The 18668-nt window shown below is 59.7% G+C and carries 16 protein-coding genes; 2 read left to right on the top strand and 14 right to left on the bottom strand.

What is annotated here, in order from left to right:
• Positions 1-16 precede the first annotated feature (16 nt).
• The gene (locus tag ACM6HV_RS14755; protein ID WP_414904575.1) at positions 17-784 is read left to right on the top strand and encodes a sulfite exporter TauE/SafE family protein; all 768 of its coding nucleotides are present in this window, start codon (positions 17-19) and stop codon (positions 782-784) included.
• Between the two features lie 51 nt (positions 785-835).
• Here ACM6HV_RS14755 and tspO read toward each other — a convergent pair whose 3' ends face one another.
• From tspO to ACM6HV_RS14710, 9 genes are all read right to left on the bottom strand, one after another.
• Positions 836-1279, bottom strand: a complete 444-nt coding sequence (gene tspO / locus ACM6HV_RS14750; protein WP_145598244.1) for a tryptophan-rich sensory protein TspO — start codon at positions 1277-1279, stop codon at positions 836-838.
• Between the two features lie 59 nt (positions 1280-1338).
• Positions 1339-3528: an ATP-binding protein gene (locus ACM6HV_RS14745; RefSeq protein ID WP_414904574.1), complete on the bottom strand. Its 2190-nt coding sequence runs from the start codon at positions 3526-3528 to the stop codon at positions 1339-1341.
• A gap of 159 nt (positions 3529-3687) precedes the next feature.
• Positions 3688-5226, bottom strand: coding sequence for a cryptochrome/photolyase family protein (locus ACM6HV_RS14740; protein WP_414904573.1), 1539 nt, complete (start codon positions 5224-5226; stop codon positions 3688-3690).
• A 25-nt stretch (positions 5227-5251) separates the two neighbouring features.
• Entirely contained in the window at positions 5252-5557 is a 306-nt protein-coding gene (locus tag ACM6HV_RS14735) for a DUF6482 family protein (protein ID WP_047294422.1), read from the bottom strand.
• A gap of 14 nt (positions 5558-5571) precedes the next feature.
• Positions 5572-6282: an SDR family NAD(P)-dependent oxidoreductase gene (locus ACM6HV_RS14730; protein WP_414904572.1), complete on the bottom strand. Its 711-nt coding sequence runs from the start codon at positions 6280-6282 to the stop codon at positions 5572-5574.
• Positions 6279-6821: a DUF3833 domain-containing protein gene (locus ACM6HV_RS14725; RefSeq protein ID WP_414904571.1), complete on the bottom strand. Its 543-nt coding sequence runs from the start codon at positions 6819-6821 to the stop codon at positions 6279-6281. Before ACM6HV_RS14725 ends, ACM6HV_RS14730 begins: the two co-directional genes overlap by 4 nt.
• A 106-nt stretch (positions 6822-6927) precedes the next feature.
• The gene (folE, locus tag ACM6HV_RS14720; RefSeq protein WP_047294417.1) at positions 6928-7488 is read right to left on the bottom strand and encodes a GTP cyclohydrolase I FolE; all 561 of its coding nucleotides are present in this window, start codon (positions 7486-7488) and stop codon (positions 6928-6930) included.
• 238 nt (positions 7489-7726) lie between these two features.
• On the bottom strand, positions 7727-8851 hold the full coding sequence (locus ACM6HV_RS14715; RefSeq protein WP_414904570.1) for an alkene reductase: 1125 nt from the start codon (positions 8849-8851) through the stop codon (positions 7727-7729).
• Positions 8852-8947: 96 nt separating this feature from the next.
• Positions 8948-9625, bottom strand: a complete 678-nt coding sequence (locus tag ACM6HV_RS14710; protein ID WP_414904569.1) for a type 1 glutamine amidotransferase domain-containing protein — start codon at positions 9623-9625, stop codon at positions 8948-8950.
• A gap of 196 nt (positions 9626-9821) precedes the next feature.
• Between ACM6HV_RS14710 and ACM6HV_RS14705 the strand changes: the two genes are divergently transcribed.
• Positions 9822-10415 carry a TetR/AcrR family transcriptional regulator gene (locus ACM6HV_RS14705; RefSeq protein ID WP_095669313.1) on the top strand — a complete coding sequence of 198 codons (594 nt, stop codon included), beginning with the start codon at positions 9822-9824 and terminating at the stop codon, positions 10413-10415.
• Positions 10416-10459: 44 nt separating this feature from the next.
• Here the strand turns inward: ACM6HV_RS14705 and ACM6HV_RS14700 are convergent, their stop codons facing one another.
• The 5 genes from ACM6HV_RS14700 to ACM6HV_RS14680 all read right to left on the bottom strand — a co-directional run bounded on the left by ACM6HV_RS14700 (position 10460) and on the right by ACM6HV_RS14680 (position 18541).
• Positions 10460-11365, bottom strand: a complete 906-nt coding sequence (locus tag ACM6HV_RS14700) for an amino acid ABC transporter substrate-binding protein (RefSeq protein ID WP_414904568.1) — start codon at positions 11363-11365, stop codon at positions 10460-10462.
• A 48-nt stretch (positions 11366-11413) separates the two neighbouring features.
• Positions 11414-12754 (bottom strand): putrescine-ornithine antiporter, encoded by a 1341-nt coding sequence (potE, locus tag ACM6HV_RS14695; protein WP_145598106.1) that lies wholly within the window; start codon positions 12752-12754, stop codon positions 11414-11416.
• Between the two features lie 67 nt (positions 12755-12821).
• Positions 12822-14249, bottom strand: a complete 1428-nt coding sequence (locus ACM6HV_RS14690; protein WP_414904567.1) for an efflux transporter outer membrane subunit — start codon at positions 14247-14249, stop codon at positions 12822-12824.
• On the bottom strand, positions 14250-17459 hold the full coding sequence (locus tag ACM6HV_RS14685; RefSeq protein ID WP_414904566.1) for an efflux RND transporter permease subunit: 3210 nt from the start codon (positions 17457-17459) through the stop codon (positions 14250-14252).
• Positions 17456-18541: an efflux RND transporter periplasmic adaptor subunit gene (locus ACM6HV_RS14680; protein ID WP_052510577.1), complete on the bottom strand. Its 1086-nt coding sequence runs from the start codon at positions 18539-18541 to the stop codon at positions 17456-17458. The genes ACM6HV_RS14685 and ACM6HV_RS14680 overlap by 4 nt, the downstream gene beginning before the upstream one ends.
• Between the last annotated feature and the right edge of the window lie 127 nt (positions 18542-18668).

Below are 18668 nucleotides of genomic sequence, written 5' to 3'. Positions count from 1 at the left end.
CGAAAGGATCTCCTGAATGGATTTTGAACAAGCGTTGTTTGCTTTAGGCTTTTTTGCATTCTGTGGTGGTTTGATAGATGCAGCGGTAGGTGGTGGCGGGCTTGTACAGCTGCCAGCACTTTTGCATGCGCTTCCTCAATATAGTTTGGCAACCGTATTTGGAACCAATAAGCTGGCGGTTCTTGCGGGCAATCTTTCTTCGATATACAGCTATACCAAAAGAATAAAAATTGTCTGGAAACTGATGTTGCCCACCATGCTGTCGGCATTCGTTTTTGCGTTCATTGGCGCGTTTTCAGTGTCAATCGTTCCCAAAAAAATCATGGAGTTCGTTGTTTTTTTTGTTTTGATAGCGATGGCCATCTATACGTTCGCGGAAAAAAGATTAGGCCTGATCAGCACTGAATTTCATTGCGGAACAAAGGAAATTGCGTGGGGCATTTTTTGGGGTGGCTTGATCGGTTTTTATGACGGCGTCTTCGGTCCGGGTAGCGGCAGCCTTCTGCTATTCATTTTCGTCAAATATTTTGGCTTTGATTTTTTAAATGCCTCCGCCTCCGCAAAGCTGGTCAATCTGGGCACGTTCTGCGCGGCGCTCATGTTTTTTGTACCAACGGGAAATGTTCTGTGGGCTGTAGGTGGCGTCGTAGCACTGTGCAATATTGCCGGTTCGCTGACTGGAGTTTTTCTGGCACTGCGGTATGGCAGTGGCTTTATTCGGATCTTTTTCCTGATTCTGCTGGTTTTCCTGATTGGCAGAATGGGGCTGTCTCTATTTTCATAGATGAAATCCAGCCCCTTCAGCGCTCCAATGAACATTGGCTGTTGCGCTTGATCACCCACGGTTATTGCGCAGAATCGAGAAATTCAACGCCGCCGCCACACACAACCAGGCCAGATAAGGAAACAGGATCAGCCCGGTGATCACATCCAGGCGCATCGCCAGAAACACCATTGCCGCGACTACCAGCCACAACACCAACAGAATCACCATGGCGGCGGCCACCTGATGCGCACCGAAGAACACCGGCGTCCACAGTGTGTTCAAGGCGATCTGCGCGGCCCACAGTGCCAACACGGTCTGACTGCCAGGAATCAGGCTCAAGCGATAACCGGCCCAGGCCAGCAATAGATAGATTATTGTCCAGGCCACCGGAAACGCCCAATTGGGTGGAGTGAATCCGGGTTTGTTCAGCCCTTCGTACCATGGCCCGGGTTTGAAAATTACCCCGGTACTCGCTGCAGCGCCGCACGCAATCAGGAAAATCAGAAACGTCACCATTTATCACTCCTTGGCCGCAGCCACTCTCTCTGGGATTACAGCGCCGCAACGGTCGCTCATTCGGATTTCATCGCCATCAGGTCGCTGACCCGCGCCACTAGCGTGTCGACGGCAAACGGCTTGGTCAGCACTTGCATGTCCGGGCCCAATTGACCGGCCCCAATCACCGCGTTTTCCGCATACCCGGTAATGAAAAGGGTCTTCAGGCTCTGGCGGATTTCCCGGCCCGCATCGGCCAGTTGCCGCCCGTTCATGCCACCCGGCAAGCCGACGTCGGTGATCAGCAAGTCGATGTGAATGTCCGAGCGCAACATCTTCAGCCCAACCACACTGTCAGCAGCCTCTATCAAGGTGTAGCCGAGATCGCCGAGCACATCAGTCAGCAACGCACGCACCGTTGGCTCGTCGTCCACCACCAGAATGGTCTCACCTGCCTTGGGCAAGGCGGCCGGCGCGTTGTCCTTGTGATCCTGATTCGGCACCGGTTCGCCATGATAGCGAGGCAGATAAATGCACATTTCGGTGCCCCGGCCGACCTGCGAATGCACGCGCACTTGGCCGCCGGATTGCTTGGCGAAACCATAGATCATCGACAGTCCTAGCCCCGTGCCCTGGCCCAACGGTTTGGTGGTGAAGAAGGGGTCGAAGGCCTTGGCGATGATATCGGCGGTCATGCCGGTGCCGGTATCGGTCACGCACAGGCACAGGTATTCGCCCTCTGGCATGTCCAGGGTGCGCGCAGTCTCGCCGTCCAGCGTGCGGTTGGCGGTTTCGATGGTGATGCGCCCACCGTCCGGCATCGCATCGCGCGCGTTGATGCACAGATTGAGCAGAGCATTCTCCAACTGACTGGCGTCCACCAGCGTTGGCCAAAGCCCCGGCGCGGCGCGGGTTTCCAGGACGATGCTGGGGCCTACCGTACGCTGGATCAGTTCGGTCATGCCGGTCATCAGCGTGTTGACGTCGGTGGGGCGCGGATCGAGGGTCTGGCGTCGGGAGAACGCCAGCAGCCGGTGGGTCAGGGCGGCTGCACGCTTGACCGCGCCCTGAGCAGTCATCATGTACTTGTCGACTTCGTTCAGCCGTCCCTGGCTGATGCGCGCGCCCATCAATTCCAGCGCGCCGGAGATGCCGGCCAACAGATTATTGAAGTCATGCGCCAGGCCTCCGGTCAGTTGGCCGACGGCCTCCATTTTCTGCGACTGACGCAGTTTCTCTTCGGCTTGCATCAGCTCTGAAGTGCGCGATGACACGCGCTGCTCCAACGTATCGTTGAGCGCGCGCAATGCGGCAATGGCGCGGTCGCGCTCCGCTTCGACATTGCGTCGCTCCTCGACATCGATCAGTACACCGGGAAAGCGCAACGGCGTTCCATCGTCTGCACACTCAACACGGCCGTTGGCCTCGATCCACTGGTACTTGCCGTCCGTGCGACGCACGCGGTACTGATGGGAGTAGGCGCCACCACGGCCGATGGCTTCGTTGATCGCGCTGGTCAGTCCGTCGCGGTCTTCGGGATGCACGGTCACCATCACTTGTTCGAGGCTGAGCCCTTCGCGGCCCAGTGCAGGGTCGAGGTCAAACACTCGGGCAAACGCCTCGTCCACGGCAAAGCGGTCGGTGAGCAGGTCCCAGTGCCAGGTGCCGATAATGGCCCCGGCGGCGAGCGCCAGTTGCACACGCTCGATGTTCTCCCGCGCGATGGCCTCGCTGGCTCGCAAACGCTCCTCGGCGTCACGCCGCTGGGTGACGTCGTTGAACAGAATGGCGATCTGCCGGTCGGCCGGATCGCCGACACGCACGGCGCGCACGTCGAACCAGCGCTCGAAGGTGTTGGCGTAATTCTCGAAGTTCGCCGGTTCCCCGGTCTTGGCCACATGGCCGTAGGTTTCAAACCAGAAGCTTTCCAGATTGGGCGCGAACTCGGTCACCCATTTGCCGCGCAGGTTGACGCCGCACTGGTGTTCGAACGCCGGATTGGCCTCGACGAAGTAATAATCGACCGGCTTATCGTCAGCGTCGAATTTGACCTTGACGATGGCGAACGCCGATTCGATGGTTTCCAGAATGGTGATGAAGCGAGCCTCGCTGCGGGCGAGTGCGTCCCGACTGGCTTGCAGTTGCGCCGCCATGTCGCGCTCGAGGTCAACGTCCTGTGTGTCGACCTGAGTGCTTTGAAGCGCCGCGCGCAATCGCCTGACTTCTGACTCGAGCGCTTCGCGACTAAGGTGTTCAAGGGTATCCATGTGACCTGCTTTGTTGAATGTTCAGGGGCTGGCTGCATAGAGCGCGTAAGCACAACACGAGCAGTGGACATTGCGCTCGCAGAGGACTCGAGCGCCGATCATCCGTTGACCGGGCGCGTTGTGCTTAAGTTTCACCACCGGCGCAAGCGAGCGCTGATTTCAGATCGATTCGCCGTTATCCAGACGCGCCAACAGGTTCTGCCCGCGTTGCCACAGCGCCTCCTGCTTGGCTGACGGCATGCGGTCGAGGTTCTTGTACATCATCGCCATGCGCTGATTGCCGCGCAGCTGTTCACCGTGGCGCATCAGAAAATGCCAGTACAACGCATTGAACGGGCAGGCATTGTCCGCGGTACTTTCGCTGACCTTGTAGGCGCAGCCGCGGCAGTAGTCAGACATGCGATTGATGTATTGGCCACTGGCGCAATAGGGTTTGGAACCGAGGTAACCGCCGTCGGCATGCATGACCATGCCCAACGTGTTGGGCAGTTCGACCCAGTCGAAGGCGTCCATGTAGATCGCCAGGTACCACTCACAGATCTGGCTCGGCGCAATGCCGGCGAGCAGGGCGAAATTGCCGGTGATCATCAGCCGCTGAATGTGGTGCGCGTAGGCATGCTGCAGACTCTGGCCAATGGCCTGGCGCATGCAGTTCATCTGTGTGGCACCGGTCCAGTAGAACTCCGGCAGTGCACGGCTGTTGCCGAAGGCGTTGCCCAGTGCGTAGTCCGGCATTTTCAGCCAGTACACGCCGCGCACGTATTCCCGCCAGCCGATCAGTTGCCGAATGAAGCCTTCGGCGGCATTCAGGGCGATCCTGCCGGCCCAATAGGCCGACTCGACGTCGCTGCACAACCGCCGCAAATCCAGCAGGCCGATATTGAGCGCGGCGCTGATGCGTGCATGAAACAGGAACGGTTCGTCACTGGCCATGGCGTCCTGATAGTCACCGAAACCCGCCAGGCCATAATCCAGAAAATAGTCCCACAGCGCCTGCGCGTCGGCATGGGTGACCGGGTAATTGAAATCATCGAGGGCACCGTAGTGCTGGCTGAAGCGCGTCTGCACCAGATCCAGCACCTCGCGGGTGATGGCGTCGTTACTGAAACGGATCGGGTAGGGGGCTTTCACACCTTTGGGCAGGGACTTGCGATTCTCGGCATCGAAGTTCCACGCACCGCCCACCGGCGTGCCGTCGCCATTGAGCAGCAAGCGACTCTTGCGGCGCATCTCGCGATAAAAGAACTCCATGCGCAACTGCTTTTTCCCCGCAGCCCAAGCGGCGAACTCGGCGCGACTGCACAAAAAACGCGAATCGGCGTGCCAACAAACGGGCAGACCACAATCCTTGATCGATTGTTCCAGGCGCCAGTCACCGCACTCGGTGACGTGTACTTGCTCGACCTGCAAGCGCTGTTGCCAACGGCGTAATTCCCCCGGCACCGAACCGCTGTTGTGCGGATCATCCAGCGTCACGTATTCGACACGAATGCCCTGGTCTCGCAACGACTGGGCGAAATGGCGCATGGCGCTGAAGATCAGGGCAATCTTTTGCGGATGGTGCGGTACATGGCTGGCTTCTTCCATGACCTCGACCAGCAGCACGGTGTCGCGCTCGCTGTCGAGCGTCTGCAAGGAGGCCAGATCGAACGACAACTGATCGCCCAGCACCAGGCACAACCGACGATTCGGGTTCATTCAGTGCGGTCCGGCAGGATTCGTTTCATAACGGCGTGGCCAGGGAAAACGGAATGCGCAGCTCTTCGACCGGCCCGGTATCGCGGCCACACATTTCGTCGTGCACGCACTGCTGCACCAGCACACACGGGAATGCCGGCACGGTCTGCAGCAAGTCACGCAGATGGGTGATTGAACGCAGGTGCATCGGTTTGGCCGCGTCGTCGAGCAAGGTGAACTGACCGTGATCCAGGCGAACCCGGGCCAGATAAAAACCACCTTCAAGCGACAGCAACTCCAGCTCTCGAATTTCGCTGTTGGCCGCGCGTTCGGTCAGGGTTTGCAGATTCATGCTTCACTCCTTGCCTACCAGGGCAGGCGTTGTCCATCGTAGGCAAAGAACTGGCCGCTGTCGGCCGGCGTCAACTGGTCAATCAGGTTCAGTAGCTGCTCAGCGGCAATGTCCGCAGGGCGGGCGCTGGATGCCCCGCGAAAAGGTTGCGACAAACTCGACACAACCGTGCCCGGGTGCAGACTCAGCAAGCGGCTTTGCGGGCGGGTGCGGGCCAGTTCGATCGCTGCGGTCTTGATCAGCATGTTCAGCGCCGCCTTGGAGGCGCGATAGGCGTACCAGCCGCCCAATCGGTTGTCGCCGATGCTTCCGACCTTGGCCGAGAGCATCGCCATCGCCCCTTGGGGATCAAGCAACGGCAGAAAATGCCGCAACACCATCGCCGGCCCCAGAGTGTTCACTTGAAACACGGTTTGCAGCGCATCCGCCTCGATCGCGCTGTAGCTCTTTTCCGGCTTGATCCGCTCACGATGCAGCAGGCCGGCAGCGTGCACGATCAACTGATAGGGCGCTTGCGCGGCCAGTTCGGCGGCGGCGCTGGCGATCGATTGCGGCTGCTCCAGATCCAGCGCTGGAACGGTATGGCGCCCCAGTTCACAAACGCCGGCACAGCGCGGGTCCTGACTGAGCTGCAGGCAAAACGCGCGGCCGATGGCGCCACTGGCGCCGATCACCAGGGCACGATAATCATCGCCCAAGGAGGCCATGCTGAACGCACTATTCATTGGCTAACTCCGGCACCCTGACGGCGGAAGAACAAGGTCACCTGGCCGACTTCAACCCCGAGCTTGGACATGCGGGTGCGATTGATCAGCGTGTCCTCGTCCATCTGGTACATCCAGTCGTCCATGCTCATTTCATAGGTCGAGCCATCAACCGGCAGGTTCAGGCGGTACCGCCAGTGCAGCGCATTGCCGGCCACCTGACCTGTGGCGACGCCCACTACATCACCTGCGCGCCCACTCCAGCGTCCCTGGCCCTCGGGCGTCAGGGTCCAGACGCGGCGTTGGCGCGTACCGTCGCTGTACAGGAAGTGCTCATCAAGAATCAGGTTGTCACCTTCACGATGGCTGACGATGTTGACCTCGAAGCGCTTGACCACTTCCCCGGAACGCTTCTGGAACATCCCCCAGGCCTTCACCGGCTGACTGAAAAAGCGCTGCAGATCCAACGCCGGCTGCTGATCGGCGTAGTGACTGACATCCACGCTGCCGCAGCTTGCAACACCGAGTATCAGAGCCAGCAAGAGCACAAATCGGGTCATTGACGTTCTCCCTGAAGGCACAGGCAGGAGGGTGAAATTGGAAAGATCGTGCTTGTACAGCATGCTTTTGCTGTACAGGTTTATCGCCCCTGTCGAGGGTCGAACATCAACTTCGCCGCCCGATCAGCTGCAGGAACTCTTGACGCGTGGTGGTGCTGTCACGAAACGCGCCGAGCATCACCGAGGAAGTCATGATCGAATTCTGCTTTTCAACGCCGCGCATCATCATGCACATGTGCCTGGCCTCGATGACCACGGCCACGCCGGCGGCATCGGTGATCTGCTGGATGGCCTCGGCAATTTGCCGGGTGAGGTTTTCCTGGATCTGCAGGCGCCGGGCGAACATGTCCACCACGCGCGCCACTTTCGACAGCCCGAGCACCCTGCCGGTGGGGATGTACGCCACGTGCGCCTTGCCGATGAAAGGCAGCATGTGGTGCTCACACAAGGAATAGAGCTCGATGTCACTGACGATGACCATCTCATCGCTTTGCGATTCGAACAGGGCGCCGTTGGTGACGTCTTCCAGGCTCATCGTGTAGCCGTTGCACAGATACTGCATCGCTTTGGCCGCACGTTTGGGCGTGTCGAGCAGACCTTCACGCTCGGGGTTTTCCCCGACGCCGACGAGAATTTCACGGTAATGGCTGGCTAGTAGTGGGTTCATTCAGAGGACTCGCAGCAGTGCTGTGCGTGAGGGCCAATCCGTAGCGCAAGAGTTGTACGCAATTAAGTTCTTTGTATAGGTTTTACTCAAGATAGGCTGAAAAAATCCGCCTGACAATGAATCGGCAATCTTTTTTGTGCAGATGCGAACACCTCACATCGCAGCGTGCGAGGTTGCGCGTTTGGCGCGTAGGGCAAAGCGCTCCCGGGCAGTGGGAGCGCTGGGCGAATTCGCGGAATTATTCGCTGTAGGTCGGGTAATCCACATAGCCTTCGGCATTGCCGCCGTAGACCGTGGCGGGGTTCAGTGGATTGAGCGGCCAGTCATTGGCGATGCGCGCCGGCAGGTCCGGGTTGGCCATGAACGGCCGACCGAACGCCACCAGGTCCGCCAGCCCCGATTCGAGCAATCGCGCGCCGGATTCAGCGTTGTAGCGTCCGGCGTAAATGACGGCGCCGCTGAAGGTGTCGCGCACTGCGCGGCGGAATGTTTGCGGCATCGCGGGCGCGTCGTCCCAGTCCGCCTCGGCGATGGACAGGTAGGCAATCCCCACGTCCTCAAGCACCTTGATCGCTTCGATGTATGTGGTGTGCGGGTCTTGCTCGACCATGCCCAGATAAGTGCGTGCTTCATCGGTGGTGGTGAACAGCGGCGCGAACCGCACGCCGACTTTTTCCTTGCCGATGCACTCGGCGACACCCGACACCACTTCGCGCAGAAAACGCAGGCGATTGTGCAGCGAGCCACCGTATTGATCGGTGCGCACATTGCTGTGCGCAGAAATGAACTGGTTCACCAGATAGCCATTGGCACAGTGCAGTTCGATCCCGTCAAAACCGGCATCCATCGCATTGCGCGCGGCCTGTATATAGAGCTGAACCAGTGCCTGGACTTCATCGGTGCTCAGCGCTCGCGGTGCGGATGGCTTGACCAGCTCTCCAGCGCCCGGCGTGGTTTCAATGAACACGCTGACCCGTTCAGTAGCGATGGCAGAAGCGGATACCGGGGCCGCGCCGTCGGGTTGCAAGGCGGTGTGGGACACACGTCCGACGTGCCACAGCTGGGCGAATATCACGCCGTTCCGGGCATGAACCGCTTCGGTGACTGTGCGCCATCCGGCAATTTGTTCCGGCGTGTGAATGCCGGGGGTCCAGGCGTAGCCCTGACCGCGAGGCTCGATCTGCGTGCCTTCGGTGACCAGCAGACCGGCGCCGGCGCGCTGCTGGTAATACTCGGCCATCAATGCGTTGGCGACATTGCCCGGTTGCGTGCTGCGCTGGCGGGTGAGGGGCGGCAGGACGATGCGGTTTTTCAGGGTGTGCGGGCCCAGGGTGAAAGGCGTGAAGAAAGGGCTGTTTTTCATGGGATACCTGTTTTGGCCTTATTAGACCAGTCGACTAGTAATGCGGCAAAAAAAACACCGTGCGTGATGCGCACGGTGTTCGGGAGGCCAGGTGGCTCAGGCCAACAGCTTCAACAACGTTTCAGCAACGGCTGCCGAGCTGGCAGGGTTTTGACCGGTCACCAACTGGCCATCGGTCACCACATGAACCTGCCAGTCAGCCACTTTGGCGTAGCGCCCGCCAAGACGCTGGAATTCGTCCTCGATCAGGAACGGCACGACATCGGTCAGGCCCACAGCGGCTTCTTCAGCGTTGGTGAATCCGGTGACGTCCCGGCCTTGAATCAACGGTTTGCCGTCGGCAGCCGTGACGTGGCGCAGCACGCCCGGCGCATGGCACACGAAACCGTGGGGTTTGTTGCTGCGGTCGAAGGCTTCGATCAGTGCGATCGAGTGTTTGTCCTCGGACAGATCCCACAGCGGGCCATGACCACCCGGGTAGAACACAGCATCGAAATCCTCAGCGCTGACATCCGCCAGACGCCCGGTGTTGGCCAGTGCCTGCTGGGCAGCAGGGTCCTTGCGGAAGCGGTCGGTTTCAGCGGTTTGCGCATCGGGCTCATCGCTTTTCGGGTCGAGCGGTGGCTGGCCGCCAGCCGGCGATACCAGGGTGATGTGTGCACCGGCATCCTTGAAGGCGTAGTAGGGGGCCGCGAACTCTTCGAGCCAGAAGCCGGTTTTCTTGCCGGTGTTGCCAAGCTGATCGTGGGAAGTCAGAACCATCAAGATTTTCATAGAGCGCCCTGTGGTGGTCGGGTGTCCTCGACGGGTTCGTCTGCGACACCTTGGAAGGAATGACGGGCACAGCATAGATTCATATTAGACCGGTCGTCTAGTAAATTTTTACGGCCGTGTTTCCGCCCGATCGCTGTGGCAAACTCCTGCTCATCAGAAATATACGACTGGTCTAATGTTTGGTATTTTGCGCCCCATGAAACCGACCTACGACGATACCCGCCAACACCTGCTCGACACCGGCCACCGCATGATGGCCGAAAAGGGCTTCACCAGCGTTGGCCTGAGCGAGATCCTGCAGACCGCCGGTGTGCCCAAGGGCTCGTTCTATCACTACTTCAAATCCAAGGAACTCTACGGCCAGGCGCTGCTGGAGGACTACTTCGTCGGCTACCTCGCAGATATGGAGCGACGCCTGACACTGCCGGGGCTCAGTGCCTATGAGCGGCTGATGGATTACTGGCAGGGCTGGCAGAACCGCTGCACCCTGGAAGGTCACGGCGATGAATGCCTGGTCGTAAAGTTGAGCGCGGAAGTCGCCGACCTGTCCGAGTCGATGCGCCTCACCTTGCGTGACGGCGCCGAGCGCATCGTTGCGCGGATCACGACGTGCCTGGAAGAAGGGCAGCTGGATAAAAGTGTGCCGGATGCTGATGCTCGTCAGCTGGCAGAAACCCTTTACCAGCTCTGGTTGGGCGCCAGTCTGCTGAACAAGCTGCAGCGCACCGGGCAGTCATTGCAGACCTCGATGGTGATGACGAAGCGGCTTTTGCAGCGGCCATCAAACTGAAGCGCCCGTACTGTTGAGCGTCCCCGATCGTTGTGGCCTGGCTCTCAAGGTAGTGCGTAGATCTTGAACAGCTTCTTCGCCGCGTCGCCGGCGCCATCCAGGTAGTTGTCGTACGCCTGCTCGATTTCGCCGGCGCGGTACATTTCACTCAGCGCAGTGTCGACCAGCAGACGGAAATCTTCGTCGTTTCGATCCAGCGCCATGGCCGTCGGCGCGTACTCGAAAATCCGCTCCAGCAGCACCAGGTGACCTTCGGGGTCATTCCTGCTCAACAGATGCTTGAGCACCATGCGCTCAGCAAAGAACGCACTGGCTTTGCCATCGGCAACCTGTTTGAGGCCTGCATCGGCATTCTCCACCGTGACCAGCGTGGCCACCACACCGAGCAAACGCATCTGCTGGTGTATCCACGCCTCGGTCACACCGCCGGCGATGGCAGCATAGGTTTGATTGGACAGCCCAAGGTTCGCAGTGGCACGCCACGTTGGCCCGGTATGGGCCACCTTGCCATTGAGCACATTAAGCAAAGGCTGGGAGGCGTCCTCGCGCACCACGGCCGAAAGACCGGCGGTGTAGACCGGCACCGAGTAGCTGACCTGCGAGCGCCGCGCCAGTGTCGGAGGGGTCGGTGTACAGAGAATGTCGATTTTCCCCGAATTGACGGCATCGATTTCGTCGTTGAGGGATACAGGCTGGTAGGCAATCTTCAGCGTGGGCAACTCCAGTTCGCTCTTGACCTTTTCGGCTATTTTCAAACAGAGGTCGATGGCATATCCGCTGGCTTTATCGGCGACCTGCTCGCTGAACGGCGCGAAATCCGGCAAGTAACCGAGGGTGAACGTGTGGCTCGTGCGGATGCGCTCAAGCGTGCTGCCTTGGACCATGACCGGCAATAGCGTCAGTAGGCAGACGACTAGCAGCGGGTGGGATGTGATCAGTTTCACGTTCATGTGCGGGTTCCTCGAATTCAGCTGTCTGAGCCGTCACGATGACGGCGGTCAAGGATTGTCGGCCCGGGGGTGAACCGGCACAGGCACGTCGACAAAACGTTTGGCGAGGAAGCCGTAGAGCAGGTAGCCGAACACCAGGACCAGAATGCCGCCGAACACCGCATCTTTGCCGCAGGCATACAACGCGTAGAGGGAGTACGCCACGGCCACCACCAACAGCAAGGTATTGCGGGTGTACACGCTGGCACTGACCTTGGCTTTGTACATCATGACCAGCAGCCCGGTGGCCGCTGTTACATAGGGAATCAGGTTGGTCACTGCGGCGAGGCTGACCAGTTTGCCGAACTGCGCACTGGCGTTCGGCGAAATGGTCGACAGCGCCATCAAGGTCTGCAGCACGCCGCAGACCAGCATCCCGACGATGGGGGCATTGCGGGCGCTGACCTTGCAGAACAGTTTGGGAAACATGCCCTGGTCAGCCGTCATCTTGGCGGTTTGCGCCAGGGTGAACTGCCAGCCCAACAGCGAGCCGACACATGCCATCACCGCCAACGCCATGATGATGTGGCCGACCGTTGGATTGAACATGTGCGCATAAACCAGCGCGAACGGCGCGGACGAGTTAGCCAGCTCGGCATTGGGAATGATCCCCTGAATGACGGTCGTCGAGAGCACGTAGACAACCGCCGCTCCCAGTGTGCCGAACAGGCAGGCCAGCGGCACCGTGCGCGTGGGGTTTTCCACCGCGTCAGAGGCCTGCGCGGCCGATTCCATGCCGAGAAAGGCCCAGAGTGTCAGCGGAATTGCTTTGCTGATCGCTTCGGAAATGGGCAGGTGGTAAGGGTTCCAGGCGGCGATCAGCAGATCGGGTTTGAACCAGAACCATCCGATAAGGCTCAAGCCGGCGACCGGGATGATCACGCCCCAAACCGTAATCGCACCGATCTTGCCGGTAACGCCGGGGCCGCCAAAATTTGCCACGGTGGTTATCCAGAGCAAGCCGACCGTTCCGATGAACAAAGGAATGGCGCCGCTTCCCAGCCAAGGCATGAACGACGTCATGTATCCCACTGCGGAGATCGCCACCGCCACGTTGGCGATGGCCAGTGACAGGAAATACAGATACGAGCAGAGGAAAAATCCCGACTTTGCGTGCGCCTCTTCGGTGTAGGCGGATAACCCGCCCGAGCGCAGACAGAAGATGCCGCACTGGGAAAAACAATACGCAATGGCCATGGAACCGACAGCGGTGACGATCCATGACAACAACGAGACCGCCCCGAGTTGCGCCATGCTGGTCGGCAACATGATGATGCCCGAGCCCATCATGTTGACGGTCACCAAAGTGGTGAGTCCCATCAGGCTCATTTTCTTGTTGGTGTCGGTCATCGAAAACCCCTCGATCGGCGAAGTGCATCCGCGCCCAGCCCTTGAACGCACTGCAGCGTGGTCATGGTCAATGTTCGCCGACGGTTGAGGTCAACGTGTCTGCCTTGCTTATCCAGCCTCCGCCTGTGGCCTTGTAAACATCGATCATGGCGGTGAACACCGAACCCCGGGTCCGGGTGTAGGTCAGCTCGGCGTCGAACAGACTGCGCTCGGCATCCAGCACTTCTATGTAGCTGGTATAGCCGTTGTCGTAGCGCAGCCGGGCAAACCGGGTGTAGGTGCGCAACGCTTCGACCTGATTGCCTTGAGAAGTCATTTGCTCGCGGGATTTGCTCGCGGCAACCAGGGCGTTTTCAACATCCCTGAAGGCTGACTGGATCGACTGTTGGTAAGCCAGCAAGGTTTGTTTTTGAATGGCCTCGGTCTGTTGCACCTGGCCGGCGATCCCGCCAGCGGTGAAGAGCGGCATGCTGGCCGCGACTCCGTAAGACCAGGTGGCGGCCGGCCCGGTGAACAGGTTGGACAGTTGGTTACTGACCGAGCCCAACAATCCGGTCAGGGATATCGTCGGGAAATACAGTGCCTTGGCCGCACCGATTCGGGCGTTGGCGGAAACCAGATTCAACTCGGCTTGCCGCAGATCGGGGCGACGCTCAAGCAAGTCCGAAGGCAACCCGGCGGGCACCAATGGCAGCGACAGTTGTGTCAGCTCACGGCCTCTGATGATCGGCCCCGGATTGCGTCCAAGCAGCACAGCCAGATTGTTTTCCTGTTGCGCCACCAGTGACTCGAATTGCGCAACGGATGCCTGGGTGCGCTGAAATTCCGAAAGGTTTTGCGCCAATTCCATTTCAGAAATGGTCCCGGCACCGAAACGCAGTTTGAAGATTTCGTAGGAGTCGCCACGGGCCTTGGCCGTGGTACGAGCGATTTCCAGTTGGCGATCAAGTTCGCGCAGCGCGATGTAACTCGATGCCACCGACGAGACCAGGCTGAGTATCACAGTCCGCCGACCTTCTTCCGAGGCCAGCAAGTCAGCCCGTGCCGATTCATTGAGTCGCCGCAAGCGCCCCCAGACGTCAAGCTCCCAGCTCACACTCAGGGTGGCCTGATAATTCTGATAAATCGGGTCGACGCTGGGGTCCAGCGGTACCGGGCCATTGTCGCGTGGCGCCCGGGAACGACTGCCTTGCGCGGCGGCGCCGATTTGCGGAAACAGCTGCGAACGCGCCACACCGTAACGGCCCTGAAACTCCTCGACCCGGGCGGCGGCGATCTTGATGTCTTTGTTCTGCGCCAGCGCGCTGCGGATCAAGTCATTGAGCACCGGATCGTTGAACTGTTCCCACCACAACGCGTTGGACAGGTCGTTGGCCTCTTGCTCTGCGTAGCGATAGGCCGCCGGGGTGTCGGTGGCCGGGCGCTGATAATCCGGGCCGAGCATGCAGCCGCTGAGCCCCAGACAAATCAACCACGACAAATGGCATGTGCGCATTCATTCCCCCTCATGTCTGTGCAGGGGAGCGCCACCGGGGATCTCTCCGGGCGATGTGAGCGAAGGCGGCGGGGTGGTCTGTTGCGGCGCGCCTTTTTTCTCGGTCAAGCGTTCAACCAGGTAGTAGAACAGCGGGATGAAGAAAATGGCGATGACTGTTGCCGCCAACATCCCGCCGATGACACCTGTGCCGATCGAGTGTCGGCTGTTTTCCGATGCGCCGACGGCAATGGCCAATGGGACACACCCCAGAATGAACGCCAGGGACGTCATCACGATAGGCCGCAGCCGCTCCCTGGCGGCGGTCATTGCCGCATCGTAGGCAGACATGCCGCTTTCCCGGTTCAGTACCGCAAATTCGAAAATCAGGATCGCATTCTTCGCGGCCAGGGCGACCAGCATGGTCAAGCCGATCTGGAAGTAAACATCGTTGCTCAACCCGCGAATCAGTACCGCGAGCAGGGCACCGAACAACGCAAAGGGCACCGCCAGCAATACGCCGACGGGCAGGGACCATTTTTCGTACTGCGCGGCCAGGATCAGGAACACCATGACCAGGCCGAAGATGAACACCTGAGAGGAAGCGCCCCCGCTTTTTTTCTCCTCGAAGGCCTCGCCACTCAGGGCCAAGGCATAGTCATTGGTCATGATTTCAGCGCTGATCTCTTCCAGCGCCTTGAGTGCCTGACCGGAGCTGTAACCGGGCGCGGCGTTGGCGGTGAGCTTGACTGCCGGGAAGTTGTTGAAGCGCGTCAGCAGGTCGGGGCCGGTGACGTAGCGGGTGGTCAGCAGGGCTTTGAGCGGCACCATCCCCAGGTTCTTGCTGCGTACATAAATCTGCTGCAAGTCATCAGCCTTGAGTCGGTAGCTTGGTTCAGCCTGCAGAATCACCTGCCACAGACGGCTGAACTTGTTGAATTGAGACACATACAGAGAACCGAACATGGTTTGCATGGTGCTGTACACGTCTTCCACCGGCACCCCCAGCGTCTCGGCCTTTTCGCGGTCGACATCGACCAGCAATTGCCGGGAAAACACATTGAAGGTCGAGGTAATGGCGCCGAGTTCCGGACGCTGCCTGGCTTTTGCGACAAGCATGCCGACCGTCTCGGCCAGTTGCCCGACGCTGGCGTCGCCCTTGCTTTGAACCCACACCTCCATGCCGCCCGTGGTACCGAGGCCCGGTATGGATGGCGGGTTGACCGGCAAAATGATCCCGCCCTGTACTGTGGAAAAGGCCCGGGCCGCTTTCTGGATGAGCGCTGGAGCACTCTGCTCCTTGATGGTTTGCGAGTCCTTGTAGCGCTCTTCGAAATCCTTGAACCCGACGAAAAAGGCACCGGCATTGTTCTTGTTCTGGCCATCGAGCAGGCTGTAACCGTTAACGATAGCGACACCCTCGACGGCCTCGTCATGCATGAAGAAATCACTGGCGACCTTGCCCACTTCAGCGGTGCGATCCAGGCTGGCGGCATCGGGCATGATCAGCGCGCCCAGCAGATACCCCTGATCCTCCGGTGGCAGGAAGGCACTGGGAATGCGCTGCGCCATCAGCGCAATCAAAACGATCATGCCGGCGAACAGCAGCAACGCCAGCACAAAGCGTTTGATCATGAACGCCACGGCACGCGAATAGCCCTCTGTCATGCGTTCGAAGCTACGTTCGAACCAGCGGAAAAAAGCGTTTTTTTCGCCTTGATGAGGTTTGAGCAGCAGGGCGGCCAGGGCCGGTGAAAGCGTCAACGCCACCAGACCGGAGATCACCACGGAGATGGCAATGGTGATCGCAAATTGTTTGTAGAGCTGCCCGGTGATGCCCCCCATGAAAGCCACCGGGACGAACACTGCACACAACACCAGCACGATTGCGACCACCGGCCCGGCCACTTCATCCATGGCGCGTTTGGCGGCGTCCTTGGGGTTCATCTTGTGTACGTGCATATTGCGTTCGACGTTTTCAATCACCACGATCGCGTCGTCGACCACGATGCCGATCGCCAGCACCATGCCGAACAGCGTCAGCATGTTCACCGAAAATCCCAGGGCGGACATGCCGATAAAGGTGCCGACAATCGACACCGGTACGGCGAGTACCGGGATCAGCGTGGCGCGCAGACTCTGCAGAAAAATGAACACCACCACGACCACCAGCACCAACGCTTCGAAAAAGGTGTGAATCACCTCGGAAATCGACGCGCGGGTGAACGCGGTAGTGTCCATCACGATCTTGTATTCGATCCCTTCGGGAAATGTCGTTTTCATTTGTGCCAGGGTCGACGTCACCGCTGCCGAAACATCGAGGGCGTTTGCCCCCGGTTGCTGATACACCGCAATCAGCGTGGCGGGACGTCCCTGATAGGTGCTGCGCAGCGAATAGTCCTTCTGCCCGAGTTCGGCGCGCCCTACATCCTTCAGGCGGATGATGGCCGCGCCGTCGTTGCTGGCGCGCAAGATGATGTTCTCGAACTCCGCAGGCTCCGTCAGGCGGCCCTTGGTGGTCACCGCGAACGATTGCTCCACGGCCTGGCCGGTCGGCGATTGCCCGACACGGCCGACGGCGAATTGCTGATTCTGATTGGCGACCGCTGTCTGTACGTCAGCGGCGGTGATGCCCAGTTGCGCCATGCGATCGGGTTTGAGCCAGATCCGCATGGCGTAGTCCGGCGTGCCGAAAATGCTCGCCTGGTTGGCCCCCGGAATGCGCTTGATTGCATCCAGAATGTAGAGGTTCGCGTAGTTGGCGACGTAGGTGCTGTCATAGCGCTCGCCGGCCGAATACACGGCAAGCACCATCATGAACGCGGAAGATTTTTTCTGTACCTGAATGCCTTGGCTCTGGACGGCGGAGGGCAGTTGCGGCAAGGCCAGATTGACGCGGTTTTGCACATCGACCTGGGCAAGGGACGGGTCGGTGCCAATCTCGAAGAACACGTTGAGGGTCATGTTCCCCGTCGCCGAGCTCGACGAGTTCATGTAGATCATATTGTCGGCGCCGTTGACCTGTTGTTCGATCGGCGCTGCCACGTTATTAGCCACCACCTGGGCATCGGCGCCGGGGTAGGTCGCCGAAACGGTAATTTGCGGCGGGGTAATATCCGGGTACTGGGCCACCGGCAATTTGACCATGGCCACCGCGCCGGCCAGGGTGATGATGATTGAGATCACCGAAGCGAAAATGGGGCGATCAATGCAGTAGTGGGAAATACTCATGGGCTGTGCCCGGTGTCTTGCTGCGTGCTGGCAGCCATCGGTTTTGTCGGCGTCTGGTTAGCTGGCGGGGCAGGAGGGGCAATGATGTTCAGCGGACCTCCGGGCGTGACTCTGATCGCACCGTCGACCACGATCCGTTCACCGGCCTGCAACCCTTGGGTAATGAACCAGTCATCGCCGTGCCAGTCACCCACTTCGACCACCCGTTGTTCGGGCTTGCCCGCAGCATTGATCACCCAGACGAAGTGGCTCTTGGCTCCCTCCAGAACGGCCTTTTGCGGCACGACGATGGCGTTCGGCCTGGTAGCGCCGATGGCCCGCGCCCGTACGAACTGGCCGGGACGCAATTGGCCATTGGGATTGGCGACCACGGCGCGGACCAGAAAGGTGCCGGTGTCCTGGCTGTAGGAGGGCGCGGCAAAATTCAGTCGACCTTGTTCGGGAAGCACCGAGCCGTCGGCCAATACCACTTCCACGACAAATTCACTGCGCAGCGGGAATATGAGGTGCCCGGAAGCAATCTCTTCGCGGAACTTGAGCGTCTCGTTTTCCGAAAGACTGAAGTTGACGTAAATCGGGTCCATCTGCGAGACGGTGGTCAGCAGTCCGGACTCACCGGGTGTGACGTAACTGCCTTCCTGCTTTTTGGCAAAGCTTGAAAGACCGGTAAGCGGGGAGGCGATGGTGGTGTAGCTGAGGTTCAGCTGTTCGGTTCGCACCGACCCTTCGGCGGCCAGCACGGCGGCTCTGGTCTGACGCTCATCGCCGACGGCATTGTCCAGGTCCATCTTGCTGACAGCATTCTGCGCCGCCAGCGGCCGGACACGGGCGAGGGTGGCTTTGGCCACCTCCCAGCGTGCCTGCTGTTGAGCCAGTTGTCCCTGGGCCGAGAGCAATGAAGCTTCAAAGGGCTTGCGGTCCATCTGAAACAGCGTCTGCCCGGTTTTTACCAGGTCGCCTTCGGTGTACAGCCGCTTTTCCAGGAACCCGGCAACCCGGGCGCGGATCTCCACTTCGCGGGAGCTTTGGGTTTGCGCAACGAACTCGAAGGTCACCGGTGTAGTGCGTGCGGTGACCGTCATGATCGTGACATCAGGCGCTTGACGGGCGAGGGTCGGGGGTTCTTTGCCGCAGCCGCCGAGCAGGCTCAGGCTGCCGACGATAATGGCGACGGGCAAGCCGAGTTGCCTGCCAACACTCATGTTCCTG

The sequence above is a fragment of the Pseudomonas sp. IT-P260 genome (genome assembly GCF_949768395.1).
Taxonomy (GTDB): domain Bacteria; phylum Pseudomonadota; class Gammaproteobacteria; order Pseudomonadales; family Pseudomonadaceae; genus Aquipseudomonas; species Aquipseudomonas parakoreensis.
The sequence above is the reverse complement of the archived record's forward strand: the minus strand, read 5'-3'. Positions and strand labels throughout refer to the sequence as shown.